This window comes from Herbiconiux liukaitaii, assembly GCF_041927495.1.
In the GTDB taxonomy this organism is placed as follows: Bacteria; Actinomycetota; Actinomycetes; order Actinomycetales; family Microbacteriaceae; genus Herbiconiux; species Herbiconiux liukaitaii.
Map to the genome: position 1 here is coordinate 1 of NZ_JBHFHG010000007.1, position 20,593 is coordinate 20,593.

A 20,593-nucleotide genomic window follows, 5' to 3' on the forward strand; every position below is an offset into this window, starting at 1 on the left:
CAAAAGGAATCCATACGATCCGAAGACCGCACGGGTTTTTGGCATATGACATTGTGCACGCTGTTGAGTTCTCAAGGATCGGACGCACCGGCCCCACCAGCAAAACTGGCAGCCCTCCGGGCAACTTCTCTACCCTACCACTCTCGACTCGCAAGTCAAACCGAAGTTCACGCCGGAGCGAGATTCAGTAGGGGGTCTGGTCTCCGCTTGAGGCCGGTAAGCTCTTCCGCTTTTCCGCACCTGTGGGGTGACGAGGGATCACATTACGCGGATCGCCGAGGGGGCCGCAACTCCGCATGCCGCCCGGGCGTGTCGCCCGGGATCACGCGGATCGGAGCAGACCCGCCAGGGTCTTCTTACCCCGGCGCAGCACAGCGACTCCGCCGGCGAGGAAAGCCTCGCCGACCACCGCATCGTCACCCGTGACCTTGACGTTGTTGAGGTACACGCCACCTTGGGAGATGGCACGCCGCGCCTCACTGGCGCTCGCGACAAGCTTCGTGCTCACGAGCGCCTCGATCACCGTGGTCTCCCCCGACACCTGCGTGGTCGTCAACTCGGAGACCGCGGCCGTCAGCGTCGGCGCATCCAGCGCTTCCAGCTCACCCTGGCCGAACAGCGCGGCCGCAGCGGCGATCGCCGATTCGGTGGCCTCGACTCCGTGCACGAGCGCGGTCACCTCGAAGGCGAGCGTGCGCTGCGCTTCCCGGCGGAACGGCTCATCCCGCACGCATGTCTCCAGCCGCTCGAGCTCGGAGCGGGAGAGGAAGGTGAAGATCTTGAGCCGCTCGACGACGTCGGCGTCATCGGTGTTGAGCCAGAACTGGTAGAACGCGTACGGGCTCGTGAGTGCAGGATCCAGCCAGACCGCATTGCCCTCGCTCTTGCCGAACTTCGTGCCGTCCGAATTGGTGATGAGCGGGGTGCCGATGGCGTGCACACTCGCCTGCTCCGCACGGTGGATGAGGTCGGTGCCACTCGTGAGATTGCCCCACTGGTCACTCCCCCCGGTCTGCAGCACGCAGTCGTATGAGCGGTAGAGCTCGAGGAAGTCCATTCCCTGCAGGATCTGGTAGCTGAACTCCGTGTAGCTGATGCCGGCATCCGAGTTGAGGCGGGCGGACACCGCATCCTTCTTGAGCATCGTGCCCACCCGGAAGTGCTTGCCCACCTCGCGCAGGAAGTCGATCGCCGAGAGAGGCGCCGTCCAGTCGAGGTTGTTCACCATGCGGGCTGCGTTCTCCCCCTCGAAACTGAGGAAGCGCTCGATCTGACCCTGCAGGTAGCCGACCCACTCGGCGACCGTCTCCCTCGTGTTGAGGGTGCGCTCCGCCGTGGGTCGTGGATCACCGATGAGTCCGGTCGATCCCCCCACGAGCCCGAGCGGCCGGTGACCGGCGAGCTGCAGTCGCCTCATCACGAGCAGCTGCACCAGGTTGCCGAGGTGCAGACTCGGCGCCGTGGGGTCGAAGCCGCAGTAGAACGTGATCGGAGGGCCCGCCAGCAGTGCCTTCAGCGCATCCCCATCGGTGGAGACGTGCACGAGCCCGCGATACCGCAGTTCGTCCCACACATCATCGAAGGCGGGATCGTTCTGCTGCGGCACCGGGGCGCGATCAAGAGTCTCTGACACGAGAATCGAGCCTACCAACCCCCGGGGAACGGGCTATTCGTTGCCGATGGCCCTGTCGGCCTTGGCCTTCGCCTCGTCGATCTTGGCGTCGTGCTTGCCGCCCGTCGCCTTCTTGGCCGCGGAGGCCGCAGCGTCGAGGAGCTTGTCGCTGATCTCCTCGGCCTTCTCGCTCTTCAGCGCATCCTTGACCTTGTTGTCGTTGAGGAACGCCTGAGCCTTCTTGGTGATGTCGTCGATAGCCATGACTCCATCGTGGCATCCCCACCTGGGAAAGCAGAAGGGCCGCGCCCGGAGGCACGGCCCTTCTGGTGAAGCGAGTTGTTACTTGTTGATCTTGGTGACGGTGCCGGCACCGACGGTGCGGCCACCCTCACGGATCGCGAAGCCGAGGCCCTCTTCCATCGCGATCGGCTGGATCAGCGCGACCGAGATGTCGGTGGTGTCGCCGGGCATGACCATCTCGGTGCCCTCGGGCAGCGTGATGACGCCGGTGACGTCGGTGGTGCGGAAGTAGAACTGCGGGCGGTAGTTCGTGTAGAAGGGGTTGTGACGCCCACCCTCGTCCTTGGACAGGATGTACGCGGTGCCCTCGAAGTCGGTGTGCGGCGTGACCGAACCCGGCTTCACGACGACCTGACCGCGCTCCACGTCTTCACGCTTCGTGCCGCGGAGGAGCAGACCACAGTTCTCGCCGGCCCATGCCTCGTCGAGCTGCTTGTGGAACATCTCGATACCCGTGACCGTGGTCTTCTGCGTCGGGCGGATGCCGACGATCTCGACCTCGGAGTTGATGGCGAGGGTGCCACGCTCGGCGCGGCCCGTGACGACGGTTCCACGACCGGTGATCGTGAAGACGTCCTCGACCGGCATGAGGAAGGGCTTGTCCTTGTCGCGGATCGGGTCGGGGATCGACTCGTCCACGGCGTCCATCAGCTCGACGATCGACTGGACCCACTTCTCGTCGCCCTCGAGAGCCTTGAGGCCCGAGACGCGGATGACGGGGGCGTCGTCGCCATCGAAGTTCTGGCTCGACAGCAGCTCGCGGACCTCGAGCTCGACGAGCTCCAGGATCTCCTCGTCGTCGACCATGTCGGACTTGTTGAGAGCCACCATCAGGTACGGCACGCCGACCTGCTTGGCGAGCAGCACGTGCTCACGGGTCTGAGCCATCGGGCCGTCAGTGGCGGCGACCACGAGGATCGCGCCGTCCATCTGAGCCGCACCGGTGATCATGTTCTTGATGTAGTCGGCGTGGCCGGGGGCGTCGACGTGAGCGTAGTGACGCTTGGGCGTCTCGTACTCGACGTGCGAGATGTTGATGGTGATGCCGCGCTGGCGCTCTTCAGGAGCGGAGTCGATCGACGCGAAGTCGCGCTGAACGTTGGTCGCCGACGGGTACTTGTCCGCCAGGACCTTCGAGATGGCAGCGGTAAGAGTGGTCTTACCGTGGTCAACGTGACCGATCGTTCCGATGTTGACGTGCGGCTTGGTCCGCTCGAACTTGGCCTTAGCCACTAGGTCCTCCTCAGGACGCTCATGCCCGATACACGGATGCTGGATTGCATCCGGGGTTCAGGCGGGGGTTTGTTGATATTTTACGCGAACCGACATGGCCCGCAGAACGAGGGGCTATTCGCCCTTGTTCTTCTGGATGATCTCGTCGGCCACAGCCTTCGGGACCTCTGCATAGCTCTCGAACGCCATCGAGTAGACGGCACGACCGGAGGTCTTCGACCGGAGGTCGCCGATGTAGCCGAACATCTCGGACAGCGGAACGTGAGCTCGCACGACCTTGACGCCCTGGGCGTCTTCCATCGACTGGATCTGACCACGACGGGAGTTCAGGTCGCCGATGACGTCGCCCATGTACTCCTCGGGGGTGCGGACCTCGACGGCCATGAGCGGCTCGAGCAGCACGGGGCTGGCCTTGCGAGCTGCCTCTTTGAACGCCATGGAGCCGGCGATCTTGAACGCCATCTCCGAGGAGTCGACATCGTGCGATGCGCCATCGAGCAGGAGCGCCTTGACGCCCACCATCGGGTAGCCGGCGAGAACGCCGACCTGCAGCGCATCCTGGATTCCGGCGTCGACCGAGGGGATGTATTCGCGCGGGATGCGACCACCCGTGACCTTGTTGACGAACTCGTAGATCGTCTCCGCGGTCACCTCGAGGGGCTCGATCGCGATCTGGATCTTCGCGAACTGGCCGGATCCACCGGTCTGCTTCTTGTGCGTGTAGTCGTGACGCTCGACGGTCTTGCGGATCGTCTCGCGGTAGGCTACCTGGGGCTTGCCGACGTTGGCCTCGACGTTGAACTCGCGCTTCATGCGGTCGACCAGGATGTCGAGGTGGAGCTCGCCCATTCCCTTGATGACCGTCTGACCGGTCTCCTGGTTCTGCTCCGTGCGGAAGGTCGGGTCCTCCTCAGCGAGCTTCTGGATGGCGACACCCAGCTTCTCCTGGTCGGCCTTGGTCTTCGGCTCGATGGCGACCTCGATGACCGGCTCCGGGAACGTCATCGACTCGAGGACGATCTGGTTCGACGGGTCGGACAGGGTGTCACCGGTCGTGGTGTCCTTCAGGCCGATGACCGCGTAGATGTGGCCTGCAGTGACCGAGTCGACCGGGTTCTCCTTGTTGGAGTGCATCTGGAAGATCTTGCCGATGCGCTCCTTCTTGCCCTTGGTCGAGTTCATGACCTGACCGCCGGACGCGAGGTGGCCCGAGTACACGCGGATGTAGGTGAGACGACCGAAGAACGGGTGCACCGCGACCTTGAAGGCGAGGGCCGCGAACGGGCTCGACGGGTCGGGGTGGCGCTCGACGACGATCTCCTCGTCGCGGATGTCGTGACCTTCGGTCGCGGGCACATCGAGCGGGGAGGGGAGGTAGTCGACCACGGCGTCGAGCATCGGCTGGACACCGCGGTTCTTGAACGCGGAGCCGCAGAGCACGGGGTAGATCTGGCTGCTGACGGTGAGCTTGCGGATCGCGCCCTTGATCTCGGCGACGGTCAGCTCCTCGCCACCGAAGTAGCGCTCGAGCAGAGCGTCGTCGGTCTCGGCGACGGTCTCGAGGAGCAGCTGACGGTACTCGTCGGCCTTCTCCTTGAGGTCGGCCGGGATCTCCTCGATCTCGTACTTCGCGCCCAGCTCGACGTCACCCTTGGAGTCGCCGCGCCAGGTGAGCGCACGCATCTCGACCAGGTCGACGACGCCCTCGAAGGTCGACTCCGCACCGATCGGGAGCTGGATCACGAGGGGCTTGGCACCCAGTCGCTTGATGATGGTGTCGACCGTGAAGTAGAAGTCGGCGCCCAGCTTGTCCATCTTGTTGACGAAGCAGATGCGGGGAACGTTGTACTTGTCGGCCTGACGCCACACCGTCTCGGACTGGGGCTCGACGCCCTCCTTGCCGTCGAAGACGGCGACCGCTCCATCGAGCACGCGGAGCGAACGCTCCACCTCGACCGTGAAGTCGACGTGCCCGGGGGTGTCGATGATGTTGATCTGGTTCTTGTTCCAGAAACAGGTGGTCGCAGCAGAGGTGATCGTGATGCCACGCTCCTGCTCCTGAGCCATCCAGTCCATCGTGGCAGCGCCGTCGTGGACCTCACCGATCTTGTGAGTGATACCCGTGTAGAACAGGATGCGCTCGGTCGTGGTGGTCTTGCCGGCATCGATGTGAGCCATGATGCCGATGTTGCGGACCTTGTTCAGGTCGGTGAGCACGTCCTGTGCCACGAATAGCCTCCGGTTGGGTAAGAGCGGTAAAGAGGGGGTCGAACGACTACCAGCGGTAGTGGGCGAATGCCTTGTTCGACTCGGCCATCTTGTGGGTGTCCTCGCGACGCTTGACAGCGGCGCCCAGACCGTTCGATGCGTCGAGGATCTCGTTGGTGAGACGCTCGGTCATCGTCTTCTCGCGGCGAGCCTTGGCGTAGGTGGTGAGCCAGCGGAGTGCGAGGGTGTTCGCACGGTGCGGCTTGACCTCGATCGGCACCTGGTAGGTCGAGCCACCGACACGACGCGAGCGGACCTCGAGGGTCGGGCGCACGTTGTCGAGGGCCTTCTTCAGGGTGACGACTGCATCCTGGCTGTTCTTGGCGGAGACGCCTTCGAGAGCGTCGTACACGATGCGCTCAGCGGTGGCCTTCTTGCCATCGAGGAGGATCTTGTTGACGAGCTGGCTGACGATCTGCGCGTTGTAGACCGGATCGGCGACAACGGGACGCTTCGGGGCGGGACCCTTGCGAGGCATTACTTCTTCTCCATCTTCGCGCCGTAACGGCTGCGAGCCTGCTTGCGGTTCTTCACGGCCTGCGTGTCGAGCGCGCCGCGGATGATCTTGTACCGAACGCCGGGGAGGTCCTTCACACGACCGCCGCGCACGAGCACCATCGAGTGCTCCTGCAGGTTGTGGCCCTCACCGGGGATGTAAGCGGTGACCTCGGTGCCGTTCGACAGCTTGACGCGGGCGACCTTGCGAAGCGCGGAGTTCGGCTTCTTGGGGGTGGTGGTGTACACACGGGTGCACACGCCGCGCTGCTGGGGGTTGGCCTTGAGGGCGGGGGCCTTGGTCTTGACGACCTTGGGGGTGCGACCCTTGCGGACCAACTGCTGAATGGTTGGCACTACTTACTCCTTGTATTCGTACTGCTCAGTGTCTGTCTATCGGGCACGGACGTCCGGAACCCGTTCGTTCGCGTATCTCGGCCACTCGAGGTGGCGTGTCGAGATCGTTTGGACCCACCGGCGGTACAAAATAGCTCTGGTATCGCTGGTTGGTAGAGCGGTGGAGCTTCTGATCGGCTGTCGCCGGGCAGTTCTGCTTCGCTCGAAAATCTGGGCATGCAAGTATGCACACACCCGGAAAATAATAGCCGCTAGGCCCCGTGCGGTCAAATGACCTCCGGCACCGCGGGTGTCTCCCGCACGAGGCGGGTGGACCCAGTGATGTTACCAGGTCGTGGTGACGGCGGGCTGGCCCTCGGCGGAGGCCGTGCGCGTCTCGGCCTGTCCGCGCTCGAACTCCTCGCGTTCGGCGGCGTTGCGGGCCTTCAGCCGGCGGCCTCGGAGGGCGATGACCGCTCCCGTCCAGATGGCCGCCTCCCTGGCGATGATGGCGCCCGCTAGGGTCAGCGGATCCATGGTGAGGGATCGTACGAACTCGTACTGCTGCTGCGCCTGCCAGTTCCAGGCCTGCACGTGCACGAGGGCGCCCGCGATGCCGGCGAAGTAGACCACGATGCCCACGAGGAACCCGCCGAGCACGAACGTCCACCACCTGGCGCGGTTGAGGATGAGGACGAGCAGGATCATCGTGAGGGCGAACGCCACCACCGGCACGATGAACGCGGCGCTCAGCAGGAAGTCGGAGAAGGCGGTGACCGCGGCGTCTCCGGCGAGGTTGGCCGCGATGATGAGGAACGCGGCACCCGCGTACACCGCCGCGAAGACGACGGCACCCGCGAGCGCCAGCAGCGAGCCGACACCGCGGTTGCCGCGGGGGCGCGGCGGCCGTGGCGGAAGGGGCTGCGGGGCGGCCTGGTAGGGGGCGTACCCGGTCGGGTAGCCGCTCTGCGGGTCGATGGGCGCCGTGTGGCCTGTCGGGGCCTCCTGGGGCGACGCACCGGCGGCACCGGCGGCGGCACCGGCAGGAGCTGGGGCCGGTGCGAAGGCGGCGGCGGGGTACGGCGTGCGCGCCTCCCTCGGCTCTGCGTCGACCGGCGGCTCGGACGAGGTGACGTAGGGGCCGCCGGACGGCTGGCGGTCGTAGGCCGTGGCGGCCTGCTCCGCGATCGGGGCGCCGGTCTCGGAGACCACGTACGGGCCTCCGAGGGGCGCACGCGTGGCGGAGTCCTCCCCCGGCGTGGAGTCTGCGGACGTCTCAGGAGCGGGCGACACCTCTGAGGGCATCTGGATCGGTTCCGGGATGGGGATGGGGGCCGCGGCCGGGCGAGGCTGCTCGGCGCGGGCGTCTGCTGCGGTCTCGGCGGACGCGGGAGCCGCGGCGGACGCAGGGGCCTCCCAGGCGGGGATCTCCGGCAGCGGCGGGGTGGCGCCGGCGGCTCCGTCGCGGTTCTCCGCGGCCGGATCGCCCTTCGGGAACTCGGGCTTGTCGTCGGGCCGGTCGTCGGTGCTCATGACGTGAACTCTAACAATCGGCGGGTGCATTGCCCGGGATGCGCGCCGACATGGCGGAAGGCCCCCCACCTGAGCGGTGAGGGGCCTTCCGAGGTGTTCCGGTGCCTGCCTAGTTGTAGGTACCGGGGGTGTAGTCGTCGCTCGAGAAGCTGTCGAAGTCGACGAACGAGAGGTCCGCCTCCGAGAACACCGAGTCATCCGTGAAGATGCGGTTCGGGTAGCGCTCGGCTTTCGCCTCTTCGGTTGCCTCGACCGTGACATTGCGGTAGCGCTGCAGCCCGGTACCAGCCGGGATCAGCTTTCCGATGATCACGTTCTCCTTGAGGCCCACCAGCGGGTCGGACTTGCCCTCCATGGCGGCCTGCGTGAGAACACGCGTGGTCTCCTGGAACGACGCGGCCGACAGCCACGACTCGGTCGCGAGCGAGGCCTTGGTGATACCCATGACCTCCTGGCGAGCCGACGCGGGACGCTTGCCCTCGGCGACCGTGGCACGGTTCACCTCGGTGTAGCGCGCCCGGTCGACGAGCTCACCCGGGAGCAGGTCGGTGTCGCTGTGCTCCACGACGGTGACCTTGCGCAGCATCTGGCGCACGATGACCTCGATGTGCTTGTCGTGGATCGGCACACCCTGCGAGCGGTAGACGCCCTGCACACCGCCGACGAGGTGCTTCTGCACCTCGCGGACGCCCTTCACACGAAGGACCTCCTTGGGGTCGACGGCACCCACGATGAGCTGCTGACCGAGCTCCACGTGCTGCCCGTCCTCGATGAGGAGGGTCGCACGCTTCAGCACCGGGTAGGCGATCGGCTCGTCGCCGTTGTCGGGCGTGAGGATCACCTTGCGGCTGCGGTCGGTGTCTTCGATCGTGACGCGACCTGCGGCCTCGACGATGGGCGACGCACCCTTGGGGGTACGGGCCTCGAAGAGCTCCTGCACGCGGGGAAGACCCTGCGTGATGTCGTCGGCCGAAGCCGAACCACCGGTGTGGAAGGTGCGCATGGTGAGCTGCGTGCCGGGCTCGCCGATCGACTGGGCCGCGATGATGCCGACGGCCTCTCCGATGTCGACGAGGTTGCCCGTGGCGAGCGACCGGCCGTAGCAGGTCGCGCAGACACCGACGGCCGACTCGCAGGTCAGGACCGAGCGCACCTTGATGTTGCGCACGCCCGCCTCGACGAGCTTCTCGATCAGCACGTCACCGACGTCGGAACCGGCCTCGGCCACGACCTCGCCCTTCTCGTTGACCGCATCCGCAGCCAGCGAGCGAGCGTAGACCGAGTTCTCCACGTTGTCGTCGCGAGTCCAGACGCCATCGGCGCCCTCGATCGCGATCGGCAGGTCGAGACCGCGCGAGGTGCCGCAGTCGGGCTCGCGGATGATGACATCCTGCGAGACGTCGACGAGACGACGCGTGAGGTAGCCCGAGTCGGCCGTACGCAGAGCCGTGTCGGCCAGACCCTTGCGAGCACCGTGGGTGGCGATGAAGTACTCCGCCACCGACAGGCCCTCGCGGTACGAGGAGATGATCGGGCGAGGGATGATCTCACCCTTCGGGTTGTTCACCAGGCCTCGCATACCGGCGATGTTCCGGATCTGCAGCCAGTTGCCTCGGGCACCGGACGACACCATGCGGTTGATGGTGTTGTCGGTCGGGAAGTTGGCACGCATCGCCTGCGCAACCTCCTCGGTGGCCTTCGTCCAGATCTGGATGAGCTCCTGGCGACGCTCGAGGTCGGTCGTGAGACCCTTCTCGAACTGGCCCTGGACCTTCGCGGCCTGCTTCTCGTAGCCCGCCACGATCTCCCGCTTGTTGGGCGGGGTCAGGATGTCGGAGAGAGCGACCGTGACACCCGAGCGGGTGGCCCAGTAGAAGCCGGCGTCCTTGATGCGGTCGAGCGATGCAGCGACCTCCACCTTCGGGTACCGCTCCGCCAGGTCGTTCACGATGCCGGAGAGCATGCCCTTGTCGGCGACGTCCCTGGTGAGGGGGTAGTCGACGGGCAGAGCCTCGTTGAACAGGGCGCGACCGAGCGAGATGTCGACGAGCACGGGGCCGTCGACGTAGCCCTCGGGGCGCTCGTCCTCGCGGAAGTGCACGTCCGTCAGACGGATGCGCACGGCGGCGTTGAGGTCGAGCGTCTTCTGGTCGAACGCGAGGATCGCCTCGGCGATCGACGAGAACGCGCGGCCCTCGCCGACTGCCCCATCCTTCATGGTGGTGAGGTGGTGCAGACCGATGATCATGTCCTGCGTGGGCAGGGTGACCGGGCGGCCGTCGGACGGCTTCAGGATGTTGTTCGACGCGAGCATGAGGATGCGCGCCTCGGCCTGGGCCTCGACCGACAGCGGGAGGTGAACGGCCATCTGGTCACCGTCGAAGTCCGCGTTGAACGCGGCGCAGACGAGCGGGTGCAGCTGGATCGCCTTGCCCTCCACGAGCTGAGGCTCGAAGGCCTGGATGCCGAGACGGTGCAGCGTGGGTGCGCGGTTCAGCAGAACCGGGCGCTCACGGATGATCTCCTCCAGCACGTCCCACACCTGGGGACGGCTGCGCTCGACCATGCGCTTCGCGGCCTTGATGTTCTGAGCGTGGCTCAGGTCGATCAGGCGCTTGATGACGAACGGCTTGAACAGCTCCAGAGCCATCTGCTTGGGCAGACCGCACTGGTGCAGCTTGAGCTGCGGGCCGACGATGATGACCGAACGGCCCGAGTAGTCGACGCGCTTGCCGAGCAGGTTCTGGCGGAAACGACCCTGCTTTCCCTTGAGCATGTCGCTCAGGGACTTGAGGGCGCGGTTGCCGGTACCCGTGACGGGGCGACCGCGGCGGCCGTTGTCGAACAGTGCGTCGACGGCCTCCTGCAGCATCCGCTTCTCGTTGTTGACGATGATCTCGGGGGCACCGAGATCGAGCAGACGACGAAGGCGGTTGTTGCGGTTGATCACACGACGGTAGAGGTCGTTGAGGTCACTGGTCGCGAAGCGGCCACCATCGAGCTGCACCATCGGGCGGAGCTCCGGCGGGATCACGGGGACCACGTCGAGCACCATCGCTGCCGGCGAGTTGCCGGTGGCGAGGAAGGAGCTCACGACGCGGAGCCGCTTGATGGCGCGGATCTTCTTCTGACCCTTGCCCTCGGAGATCTGCAGGCGGAGGTTCTCGCCCTCGGTCTCGAGGTCGAAGGCCTCGAGGCGCTTCTTGATGGCCTCGGCGCCCATGTAGGCCTCGAAGTACATGCCGTAGCGGTCCTGGAGCTCGTGGAAGATCGCGTCCTCCGGCTTGAGCTCACCGACCTTGAGGTTGCGGAAGTCCTCCCAGACGCGCTCGAGCTGGGAGATCTGGTCGTCGTAGGCCTTGCGGGTCTGCGACATCTCCTTCTCGGCGCCATCCTTCGTGCGGCGCTTCTGGTCGGCCTTGGCGCCCTCGTTCTCGAGCTCGGCGAGGTCGGTCTCGAGACGGGTCAGACGCTCGGCGATGCGGGCATCGCGCTGGTCGGCCAGCGTCTTGATCTCGAGGCGCAGCTCGTTCTCGAGGCCGGGCATGTCGTCGTGACGGCCGTCCTCGTCGACCGAGATGATCATGTACGCGGCGAAGTAGATGACCTTCTCGAGGTCCTTCGGCGCCATGTCGAGCAGGTAGCCCAAGCGCGAGGGGACGCCCTTGAAGTACCAGATGTGCGTGACCGGGGCGGCGAGCTCGATGTGGCCCATGCGCTCACGGCGCACAGACGACTTCGTGACCTCGACGCCGCAGCGCTCGCAGACGATGCCCTTGAAGCGCACCCGCTTGTACTTGCCGCAGGAACACTCCCAGTCACGGCTCGGCCCGAAGATCTGCTCTCCGAAGAGGCCGTCCTTCTCGGGCTTCAGCGTGCGGTAGTTGATGGTCTCGGGCTTCTTGACCTCACCGTGCGACCACTTGCGGATGTCGTCGGCCGTTGCGAGGCCGATCCGCAGCTCATCAAAAGTTGTTACGTCGAGCAATTTTCCTTCTCTCCTGGAAAAAGTCTTCTAGTGGTTGCCGGCTCAGATGTCGTCGATGGACGACGACTCGAAGCGGCTGGAGATGTTGATGCCGAGCTCTTCTGCTGCACGGAAGACCTCGTCGTCCGTGTCGCGGAGGCTGACCGCGGTGCCGTCTGCCGAGAGGACCTCGACGTTCAGGCACAGCGACTGCATCTCCTTGATGAGCACCTTGAAGCTCTCGGGGATGCCGGGCTCCTGGATGTTCTCGCCCTTGACGATCGCCTCGTAGACCTTGACGCGGCCGAGGATGTCGTCGGACTTGATGGTCAGGAGCTCCTGCAGGGCGTAGGCGGCACCGTATGCCTCGAGTGCCCACACCTCCATCTCACCGAATCGCTGACCACCGAACTGCGCCTTACCACCCAGCGGCTGCTGCGTGATCATCGAGTACGGGCCGGTCGAGCGGGCGTGGATCTTGTCGTCCACCAGGTGGTGCAGCTTCAGGATGTACATGTAGCCGACCGAGACGGGCTCCGGGTACGGCTCGCCGGAGCGGCCGTCGAAGAGCTGGGTCTTGCCCGAGGAGCCGATGAGGCGCTCACCGTCGCGGGTGAGGGTCGTCGAGTCGAGGAGACCTGCGATCTCCTCCTCCGACGCGCCGTCGAACACGGGGGTCGCGACCTTGGTGCCGGGAGCTGCGGAACGCGCCTGCTCAGGCAGGTTCGCCGCCCACTTGGGCTTGCCCTCGACCTCCCAGCCCTGCTTCGCGATCCACCCGAGGTGGGTCTCGAGCACCTGACCGAAGTTCATGCGCCCCGGGATACCCATGGGGTTCAGGACGATGTCGACCGGAGTTCCATCGGCGAGGAACGGCATGTCCTCGACCGGGAGGATCTTCGAGATGACGCCCTTGTTGCCGTGACGGCCGGCGAGCTTGTCACCCGCGGTGATCTTGCGCTTCTGGGCGATGTAGACCACGACGCGCTGGTTGACGCCAGAGCCGAGCTCGTCGTCGTTCTCGGCGGAGAACTCCTTGACGGCGATGATCGTTCCCTCTTCACCGTGGGGCACCTTGAGGCTCGTGTCACGGACCTCGCGGGACTTCTCGTTGAAGATGGCGCGGAGCAGTCGCTCCTCGGCGCTCAGCTCGGTCTCGCCCTTCGGCGTGACCTTGCCCACCAGGATGTCGCCGGGGCGGACCTCGGCACCGATGCGGATGATGCCGCGCTCGTCGAGATCGGCGAGCAGCTCCGGGCTGACGTTGGGGAGGTCACGGGTGATCTCCTCCTTGCCGAGCTTGGTGTCGCGCGCGTCGACCTCGTACTCCTCGATGTGGATCGAGGAGAGCACGTCGTCCTTCACCAGGTTCTGGCTGAGGATGATCGCGTCTTCGAAGTTGTGACCCTCCCACGGCATGAACGCCACGAGGAGGTTCTTGCCGAGCGCGAGCTCGCCGTTCTCGGTGGCCGGGCCATCCGCGATGACCTGACCGGCCTCGACGCGCTCGCCCTCGGAGACGATGACGCGGTTGTTGTACGACGTGCCCTGGTTGGAGCGGTCGAACTTGCGCAGGTAGTAGGTCTCGGTGCCTGCGTCGTCGAGGAGCACGGTGACGGAGTCGGCCGAGACCTCCTGCACGACACCGGCGCCGTTCGCGGTGACCACGTCACCGGCGTCGATGGCTGCGAAGCCCTCCATACCGGTACCGACCAGCGGGCTCTCCGAACGGAGGAGCGGCACGGCCTGACGCTGCATGTTGGCGCCCATGAGCGCGCGGTTCGCATCGTCGTGCTCGAGGAAGGGGATGAGGGAGGTCGCGACCGACACCATCTGGCGCGGCGAGACATCCATGTAGGTGATGTCCTCCTTCGGGAAGAGGTCGACCTCACCGCCCTTCTTGCGGGCGAGCACGCGGGCCTCGGCGAACATGGCGTCTGCCGTCAGCGGCGCGTTGGCCTGGGCGACGATGTACTCGTCCTCCTCCGACGCGGTGAGGTAGTCGATGTTCGAGGTGACCACGCCGTCGACGACGCGACGGTACGGGGTCTCGATGAAGCCGAACGAGTTGATCCGCGCGAACGAGGCGAGCGAACCGATCAGGCCGATGTTCGGGCCTTCCGGGGTCTCGATCGGGCACATGCGGCCGTAGTGGCTCGGGTGCACGTCTCGCACCTCGACGCCGGCGCGCTCACGGCTCAGACCACCAGGGCCCAGCGCGGAGAGACGACGCTTGTGCGTCAGACCCGCGAGGGGGTTGTTCTGGTCCATGAACTGGCTCAGCTGCGACGTTCCGAAGAACTCCTTGATCGCAGCGACGACGGGGCGCACGTTGATCAGGGTCTGCGGGGTGATCGCCTCGATGTCCTGCGTGGTCATGCGCTCGCGGACGACGCGCTCCATGCGGGAGAGACCGGTGCGGACCTGGTTCTGGATGAGCTCGCCGACCGCACGGATGCGGCGGTTGCCGAAGTGGTCGATGTCGTCGACATCGAGACGGATGTCGACCTTCTTGCCGTCACGGACACCGGACATGGTGGTCTGGTTGTCGTGCAGGGCCACCAGGTACTTGATCGTGGCGATGATGTCCTGGTTCGTGAGAACCGAGTCGGACAGCGGCGCGTCGATGCCGAGCTTGCGGTCGATCTTGTAGCGACCAACCTTCGCGAGGTCGTAGCGCTTGGGGTTGAAGTAGAAGTTGTCGAGCAGCGCACGCGCGGCCTCGGCGGCGACCTGCTCGCCCGGGCGCAGCTTGCGGTAGATGTCCTTCAGGGCCTCTTCCTTGGTGAGGATCGAGTCCTTCTCCAGGGTGGCCTCGATCGACGCGAAGCCCTTGAACTCCTCGAGGATCTCTTCGCTGGTGAGGCCGAGGGCCTTCAGGAAGACCGTGACGGACTGCTTGCGCTTGCGGTCGATGCGCACGCCGACCTGGTCGCGCTTGTCGATCTCGAACTCGAGCCAGGCACCGCGGCTCGGGATGATGCGAGCGGAGTAGATGTCCTTGTCGGAGGTCTTCTCGGGGGTGCGGTCGAAGTAGACGCCGGGGCTGCGGACCAGCTGCGACACGACGACACGCTCGGTGCCGTTGATGATGAAGGTGCCGCGCTCGGTCATGAGCGGGAAGTCGCCCATGAAGACCGTCTGGGTCTTGATCTCACCGGTCTGGTGGTTCATGAACTCGGCCTCGACGTAGAGCGGGGCGGCGTAGGTCTTGCCGCGCTCCTTGCACTCGTCGATCGTGTACTTCTCGGGCTCGAGGAACGGGCTCGTGAAGCTGAGCTGCATGGTCTCACCGAGGTCTTCGATCGGGGAGATCTCCTCGAAGATCTCATCGAGACCCGAGTTGTTCGGCAGGTCCTGACGACCGGCCTTCTTCGCTTCTGCGACGCGTGCCTTCCACACGTCGTTGCCGACCAGCCAGTCGAAGCTCTCGGTCTGCAGGGCGAGCAGATCCGGAACCGTCAGGGTGTCGGTGATCTTGGCGAACGAGAGCCGCGATGCGGCCCGACCGTTCTTGGGTGAAGTGGTGGTTGCGTTGCGCGCAGCAGCCAAGAAAATAACCTCCGTGGGCCCCGTGGGGCCATGCGATACTTACGGTCGATGTGTGTCGAGTACTCCCGAGATATGGTCTGAACCCGCAATATGGTTCTAGAGTGTTGCTACACCGGGGGGCGCAGCTGCCGACCACAATATGAAGGCATGGTTGTTCTGGGAGCGCAAAGAACAACTATAGGCCCGTTCGACACGCCTGTCCAGTGGAATCCTTGACCGGTTTCGATTTCTCAGGTATAACCGGCGCATGAGCGACATCGAGCGGGGCCTCGAGTCGCGGTGGCGGCGCATCCTCGCCGCGACCCCCACCCGCGGGCCGGTCTCGTGGCTCGTGGAGTTCCTGGCCTTCGGGCTCAAGCAGGCCTGGGCCTGCGTCTTCGGCGGGGCGCTGCTCGCCGTGATCTTCGCCGCCCGGCTCTGGTACCCGGCCGAGTCGGTGCTCGCGCGGAACGACTTCCTCACGCTCGCCGCCATCGCCATCCAGATCGTGATGGTCGCGGCCCGGCTCGAGACGTTCCGCGAACTGCGGGTGATCGTGCTGTTCCACATCGTGGGGACGGTGATGGAGATCTTCAAGACCGATGTGGGGTCGTGGACCTACGCGGGCGAGGGGGTGCTGCGGATCGCCGGCGTGCCGCTCTTCAGCGGGTTCATGTACGCCGCCGTGGGTTCGTACATCGTGCGCGTGTACCGACTGTTCGATCTGCGCTTCACGCGCTACCCGCCGTTCTGGGTCACGGCGGTGCTCGCCGGCGCGATCTACCTGAACTTCTTCACGCACCATTACATCTGGGACCTTCGGTGGGTGCTGCTCGCCGCCGTGGTCGTGATCTTCGGGCGCACCTGGATGCACTACCGGGTGTTCAGGCGCACGCTGCGCATGCCCGTGCTGCTCTCCTTCCTGCTGGTGGCGCTCTTCATCTGGTTCGCCGAGAACATCGCCACGTTCTCCGAGGCCTGGAGCTACCCCGACCAGATGGAGGGGTGGCAGCTCGTCTCGCTCGCCAAGCTCGGCTCGTGGTTCCTGCTCATGATCATCTCGGTGGTGCTCGTGACCTGGGTGTATCCGCCACGACGGCCCGGGTAGGGTCGACGGATGGCCAAGGGACGGGACAAGCGCGGGGAGCCGCGCGAGCATCCGTCGACCCGGCTCGACGACGGGCTGCTCGCGACCCTCGAGGAGGACCGGTTCCGGCCCGGATCGCAGGTGCTCATCGTGGACGGCACGCCGCAGTCGCACGTGGACGTCGACGACCCCACGTACCTCTCGTTCGAGTACGTGCGGCGGATCGGCCACGGGATCGACCTCGTGGCCGCGCCCGGCGAGCCCCTCACCGCCGTGCACCTCGGCGGGGGCGCGTTCACACTCCCCCGCTACGTGGAGGCGACCCGGCCGGGGTCCCGACAGCAGGTCGTGGAGATCGACAGCTCGCTCGTGGCGTTCGTGCGATCGCACCTGCCGCTGCCCAAGAGCGCGAACATCCGGGTGCGGCACGGTGACGCGCGGGAGGTGCTGTCGAAGTTCCCGCCTGGACTGCAGGGCACCGTGGACGTGGTGGTCGTCGACGTCTTCGCGGGGGCGCGCACGCCGGCCCACGTGACGAGCGTGGAGTTCTACACCGCCGTGGCCGCGCTGCTGCGACCCGGCGGGATCGTGGCCGTGAACGTGGCGGACGGCGCCGGACTCGCCTTCGCCCGCAGCCAGGCGGCGACGCTCTCGCACGTGTTCGCCGACGTGGCGCTGGCCGTCGACCCGCAGATGCTCAAGGCTCGGCGGTTCGGCAACGTGGTGGCGTTCGCCTCGGCCCTGCCACTGCCGTTCGACGGGCTGCCGCGGCTGCTCGCGAGCGATCCGGTGGCCGCCAAGGTGGTGGCGGGGCGCGAGCTCGTGAACTTCGTCGCGGGGGCTCCCGTGGCCACCGATCAGACGTCGACGAAGTCTCCTGCGCCGGCTCGGAGCATTTTCCAGGTCGATCGGAAGAGACTGGACGAGTAAGCCACACACATCGGAGGCGCGGATGAGCACGTTCAGGGGATTCGGTCTGCTCGTGGGAGCGTCGGTCGTGGGGCTCGTGCTCGCGGGGTGCAGCGGGGAGCCGGAGCGCACGGTGGCGCCGAGCGCATCCGCTGGCCCTTCTCCGTCTTCTTCGCCGTCGCCTTCTTCTGCGTCGCCGTCGCCGTCTGCTGCGCCTACGCCTGCGGCCGAGGATCTCGGGCCGCTCGTGCCCTCGGGCGATCCGGCGCCGGTGGTCGGCGGCCTGCAGGCACCCTGGTCGATCGCGCAGCTGGCCGACGGATCGATGTTCGTGAGCGAACGCGACACCGCGCGCATCCTCGAGATCGTCGACGGCCAGGCGGTGCCCGTGTTCACCGTGCCCGATGTCGCCGCCGCGGGCGAGGGTGGGCTGCTGGGGCTGGCCGCACTGGAGGGCTCGGGCGGAACCTATCTCTACGCGCAGTTCACGACCGCATCCGACAACCGGGTGGTGCGGATGCCGGTCTCGGGCACGCCAGGTGCCCGCACGGTCGGGGCGGTCGAGCCGGTGCTCACCGGGCTCCCGCGGGCCTCGAACCACAACGGCGGTCGCATCGCGTTCGGGCCCGACGGCATGCTCTACATCACGGCGGGCGACGCCAACGTGCCCGCGAACGCGCAGTCGCTGGATTCGCTCGGCGGCAAGATCCTGCGGATCGCGCCCGACGGATCGGTGCCCGCCGACAACCCGTTCGCGGGGTCGCCGATCTGGTCGGTGGGGCACCGCAATCCGCAGGGCATCGCGTGGGCGGCGGACGGCACGATGTGGGCGGCGGAGTTCGGGCAGAACACGTGGGACGAGATCAACGTGATCACCCCGGGCGCCAACTACGGGTGGCCTGTGGAGGAGGGGTTCGGATCGGATCCGGCTTTCGCGAACCCCGTGCAGCAGTGGGGCACCGATGAGGCGTCGCCCTCCGGGATCGCCGTTGTGGGCGACACCGTGTTCATGGCGGCCCTCGGCGGCGAGCGCCTGTGGACGATCGGGTTCGACGGGGCGTCGGCCGAGTGGTACCAGGGCGGGCAGCTCGGGAGGGTGCGCGACGTGGTGCGCGGGCCGGGGTCGTCTCTCTACCTGATCACGAACAACACCGACGGGCGGGGGACCCCTCGGGAGGGGGATGACGTGCTGTACCAGGTGAATCTGGTGCCGGCTGGTTGAGCGAGTTCTTCTCCGGTCTGTCCTCTCCTGCACAGGGGCGGATCGCCGGACCATTCGACGACCTGCCGAGATCCGCACGGGCGCATCCGGGATGCCCTGGGTATCGTGACAGCACGGGAACGCACGCACCTGGAGCACCAACTGAGCATCATCACCGGTTATGACACCACCACCCTCCGCGAGAAGGTCGACCTTCGCGCGGCGACCGAGCGACTCGACGAGCTCGGCAAGCTGCGCAGCCTCTCGGCTCTGAACGAGAAGGTCGTGCTGCTGCGCCTGCTCGAACGGCTCGACGAGGCGTACACGATCGCCAACGAGGCGCTGCGGCAGGCGCGCTTCTCGGGGGATCGTGAGATCGCGCTGGGTGCCCGCATCCGTCGCGCCCAGGTGCAGCAGTACCAGGGCAAGTACCCGGCTGCTCTGCAGGAGCTCGGGCTGTGCGTCGAGGAGGCGCAGACGCACGAGTGGGGTGCCCTCGAGGCGATCGCGACTCTGGCGCGCGGCAAGGTGCAGTTCGAGATGGCCGAGTACGAGGCGGCGCTCGCGGACTTCAAGTCGGCGGTGTTCCTCATGGAGAAGCAGGGCGCCTCGATCGACCAGCTCGAGAGCTCTCTCGTGGCGGTCGCCGTGACCGAGTCGTTCCTCTCGGCCTGAGGCGCGCACCATGGCCGATCTCGCGCGGGTGACCCGCTGGGCGAACGCGCTCATCGCGCTGCACCTCGACGCGTCGCTCTGGAGCTTCGGGTTCGACAACGCGAAGACGCGGGCCGGGCAGTGCAACTACACGGCGCACCGGATCACGGTGTCGCGGTATCTCGCGGCGCGGTACGACGACGACGAGATCCACCAGATCCTGCTGCACGAAGTGGCGCACGCGCTGGCGGGCTCGGCCGCGGGGCACGGGCCCCGGTGGGTGGCTGTCGCTCGAGAGCTGGGCTACGAGGGCTCGCGGCTGCACGACGGCACGCGGGCCGACGAGCTGGCGCCGTGGATCGGGCGGTGCCCCGCCGGGCACGAGTTCTACCGCCACCGCCGCCCGAAGTCGCGCCTCTCGTGCAGCCTGTGCGCCCGGGGCTTCAGCTCGGCGCACCTCATCGACTGGTCCCGCCGCGACGTCTCCGCCGTGCGCCGCAGCACCCTCGCGCAGACCCGCTGACCCCGACCCGCTGACTCGTCGACTTCGTCGGTGGTCAGAACCTCCACCCGATCGTTCCCCGAGCAGAGTCTGTGTACCAGAGCAGGCCGTCTGAGGTGACGGACACCTCCTCGGGCTTCGCCCCGGCCATCGGCGGCGCCAGGAACGAGACAGCGCCGGAGGGATTCCTCCATCCCAATCCCTCGGCGAAGTCGGCGAAGTAGACGGCGCCGTCGGCGCCCTCCTCCATGGTGCGGATGTAGGCCGACCCTCCGGTGGTGACCGGGATGCTCGTCGTCTCGCTGACGCCGACCGACGTGACCCGTGCCAGCTCCGCGGCTCCCGCCACCCAGACCCCGCCACGCGCCGACGGGGTGATGGCCTGAATGCCCGTGATCCCGGTGGCGACGGTCGTGAAGACGCCCGTCGCCGGATCGAAGACGAACATGTCCGTGGAGAGCGGATCGCTCACCCACACCGCACCTCGGCTGTCGACCGCGATCCCATCGCCGATCCAGCTGCTCGGTGAAGCGACCTCGAAGAGCGTCCCGTCGTACCCGACTCGCACCAGGTTGCCCGGGCCCGCATCGGTGAACCACACTCCGTCGGGCGCGCTCACCAGGGAACCCGCGGATGACGCCCGGGAGGAGAGCGGGATGACGTCGATCGTGCCCGTGGCCGGGTCGAGTCGCCCGAGGGCGTTGTCGAGCGGTGCCGAGATCCAGAGGTTTCCGTCGGCGCCGCGCGTCACGTCCGAGATGTAGCCCAACGGTGCGACGGAGTACGTCTTGGAGACTCCGGCGGCGTAGAGCTCGTGCACGACCTGGCGGTTGACGTTGTCGACGTACCAGATGTCGCCGAGGGGCCCGTTGGTGATCCCGCTGGGCGTGCCTCCTGGTGTGGCGACAGCCATCTCATGCCAGGACGGGCGGGGGACGAAGGCGTGGGCGGAGGTCGCAACG

15 protein-coding genes are annotated in these 20,593 nt (G+C 66.6%); 5 read left to right on the forward strand and 10 right to left on the reverse strand.

Annotated features, from left to right (window positions below):
- Positions 1–322 precede the first annotated feature (322 nt).
- From tyrS to rpoB, 9 genes are all read right to left on the reverse strand, one after another.
- Entirely contained in the window at positions 323–1,633 is a 1,311-nt protein-coding gene (tyrS, locus tag ACEXQC_RS14405) for a tyrosine--tRNA ligase (RefSeq protein WP_374823682.1), read from the reverse strand.
- Between the two features lie 33 nt (positions 1,634–1,666).
- A complete protein-coding gene (locus ACEXQC_RS14410) occupies positions 1,667–1,876 on the reverse strand; it encodes an Rv0909 family putative TA system antitoxin (protein WP_374823685.1) in 210 nt (69 codons plus the stop codon).
- Between the two features lie 78 nt (positions 1,877–1,954).
- Positions 1,955–3,148 carry an elongation factor Tu gene (gene tuf, locus ACEXQC_RS14415; RefSeq protein ID WP_374823688.1) on the reverse strand — a complete coding sequence of 398 codons (1,194 nt, stop codon included), beginning with the start codon at positions 3,146–3,148 and terminating at the stop codon, positions 1,955–1,957.
- Between the two features lie 114 nt (positions 3,149–3,262).
- A complete protein-coding gene (gene fusA / locus ACEXQC_RS14420; protein WP_374823691.1) occupies positions 3,263–5,377 on the reverse strand; it encodes an elongation factor G in 2,115 nt (704 codons plus the stop codon).
- Positions 5,378–5,423: 46 nt separating this feature from the next.
- Positions 5,424–5,894: a 30S ribosomal protein S7 gene (gene rpsG / locus ACEXQC_RS14425; protein WP_374823694.1), complete on the reverse strand. Its 471-nt coding sequence runs from the start codon at positions 5,892–5,894 to the stop codon at positions 5,424–5,426.
- On the reverse strand, positions 5,894–6,268 hold the full coding sequence (gene rpsL, locus ACEXQC_RS14430) for a 30S ribosomal protein S12 (RefSeq protein WP_022882694.1): 375 nt from the start codon (positions 6,266–6,268) through the stop codon (positions 5,894–5,896). The genes rpsG and rpsL overlap by 1 nt, the downstream gene beginning before the upstream one ends.
- A gap of 324 nt (positions 6,269–6,592) precedes the next feature.
- Complete coding sequence (locus ACEXQC_RS14435; RefSeq protein WP_374823697.1) at positions 6,593–7,780, reverse strand: hypothetical protein; 1,188 nt, start codon at positions 7,778–7,780, stop codon at positions 6,593–6,595.
- A gap of 109 nt (positions 7,781–7,889) precedes the next feature.
- Positions 7,890–11,768, reverse strand: a complete 3,879-nt coding sequence (locus tag ACEXQC_RS14440) for a DNA-directed RNA polymerase subunit beta' (RefSeq protein ID WP_374823700.1) — start codon at positions 11,766–11,768, stop codon at positions 7,890–7,892.
- A gap of 42 nt (positions 11,769–11,810) precedes the next feature.
- A complete protein-coding gene (rpoB, locus tag ACEXQC_RS14445) occupies positions 11,811–15,299 on the reverse strand; it encodes a DNA-directed RNA polymerase subunit beta (RefSeq protein WP_374823703.1) in 3,489 nt (1,162 codons plus the stop codon).
- Positions 15,300–15,546: 247 nt separating this feature from the next.
- Between rpoB and ACEXQC_RS14450 the strand changes: the two genes are divergently transcribed.
- The 5 genes from ACEXQC_RS14450 to ACEXQC_RS14470 all read left to right on the forward strand — a co-directional run bounded on the left by ACEXQC_RS14450 (position 15,547) and on the right by ACEXQC_RS14470 (position 19,652).
- Complete coding sequence (locus tag ACEXQC_RS14450) at positions 15,547–16,386, forward strand: DUF817 domain-containing protein (RefSeq protein WP_374823705.1); 840 nt, start codon at positions 15,547–15,549, stop codon at positions 16,384–16,386.
- Positions 16,387–16,395: 9 nt separating this feature from the next.
- Positions 16,396–17,295 (forward strand): spermidine synthase, encoded by a 900-nt coding sequence (locus ACEXQC_RS14455; RefSeq protein WP_374823708.1) that lies wholly within the window; start codon positions 16,396–16,398, stop codon positions 17,293–17,295.
- Positions 17,296–17,317: 22 nt separating this feature from the next.
- A complete protein-coding gene (locus tag ACEXQC_RS14460; RefSeq protein WP_374823711.1) occupies positions 17,318–18,496 on the forward strand; it encodes a PQQ-dependent sugar dehydrogenase in 1,179 nt (392 codons plus the stop codon).
- A 105-nt stretch (positions 18,497–18,601) separates the two neighbouring features.
- Positions 18,602–19,150 (forward strand): hypothetical protein, encoded by a 549-nt coding sequence (locus ACEXQC_RS14465; RefSeq protein WP_374823714.1) that lies wholly within the window; start codon positions 18,602–18,604, stop codon positions 19,148–19,150.
- A gap of 10 nt (positions 19,151–19,160) precedes the next feature.
- Positions 19,161–19,652 carry a SprT-like domain-containing protein gene (locus tag ACEXQC_RS14470; protein ID WP_374823717.1) on the forward strand — a complete coding sequence of 164 codons (492 nt, stop codon included), beginning with the start codon at positions 19,161–19,163 and terminating at the stop codon, positions 19,650–19,652.
- 34 nt (positions 19,653–19,686) lie between these two features.
- Here ACEXQC_RS14470 and ACEXQC_RS14475 read toward each other — a convergent pair whose 3' ends face one another.
- Positions 19,687–20,544, reverse strand: coding sequence for a Vgb family protein (locus tag ACEXQC_RS14475; protein WP_374823719.1), 858 nt, complete (start codon positions 20,542–20,544; stop codon positions 19,687–19,689).
- Between the last annotated feature and the right edge of the window lie 49 nt (positions 20,545–20,593).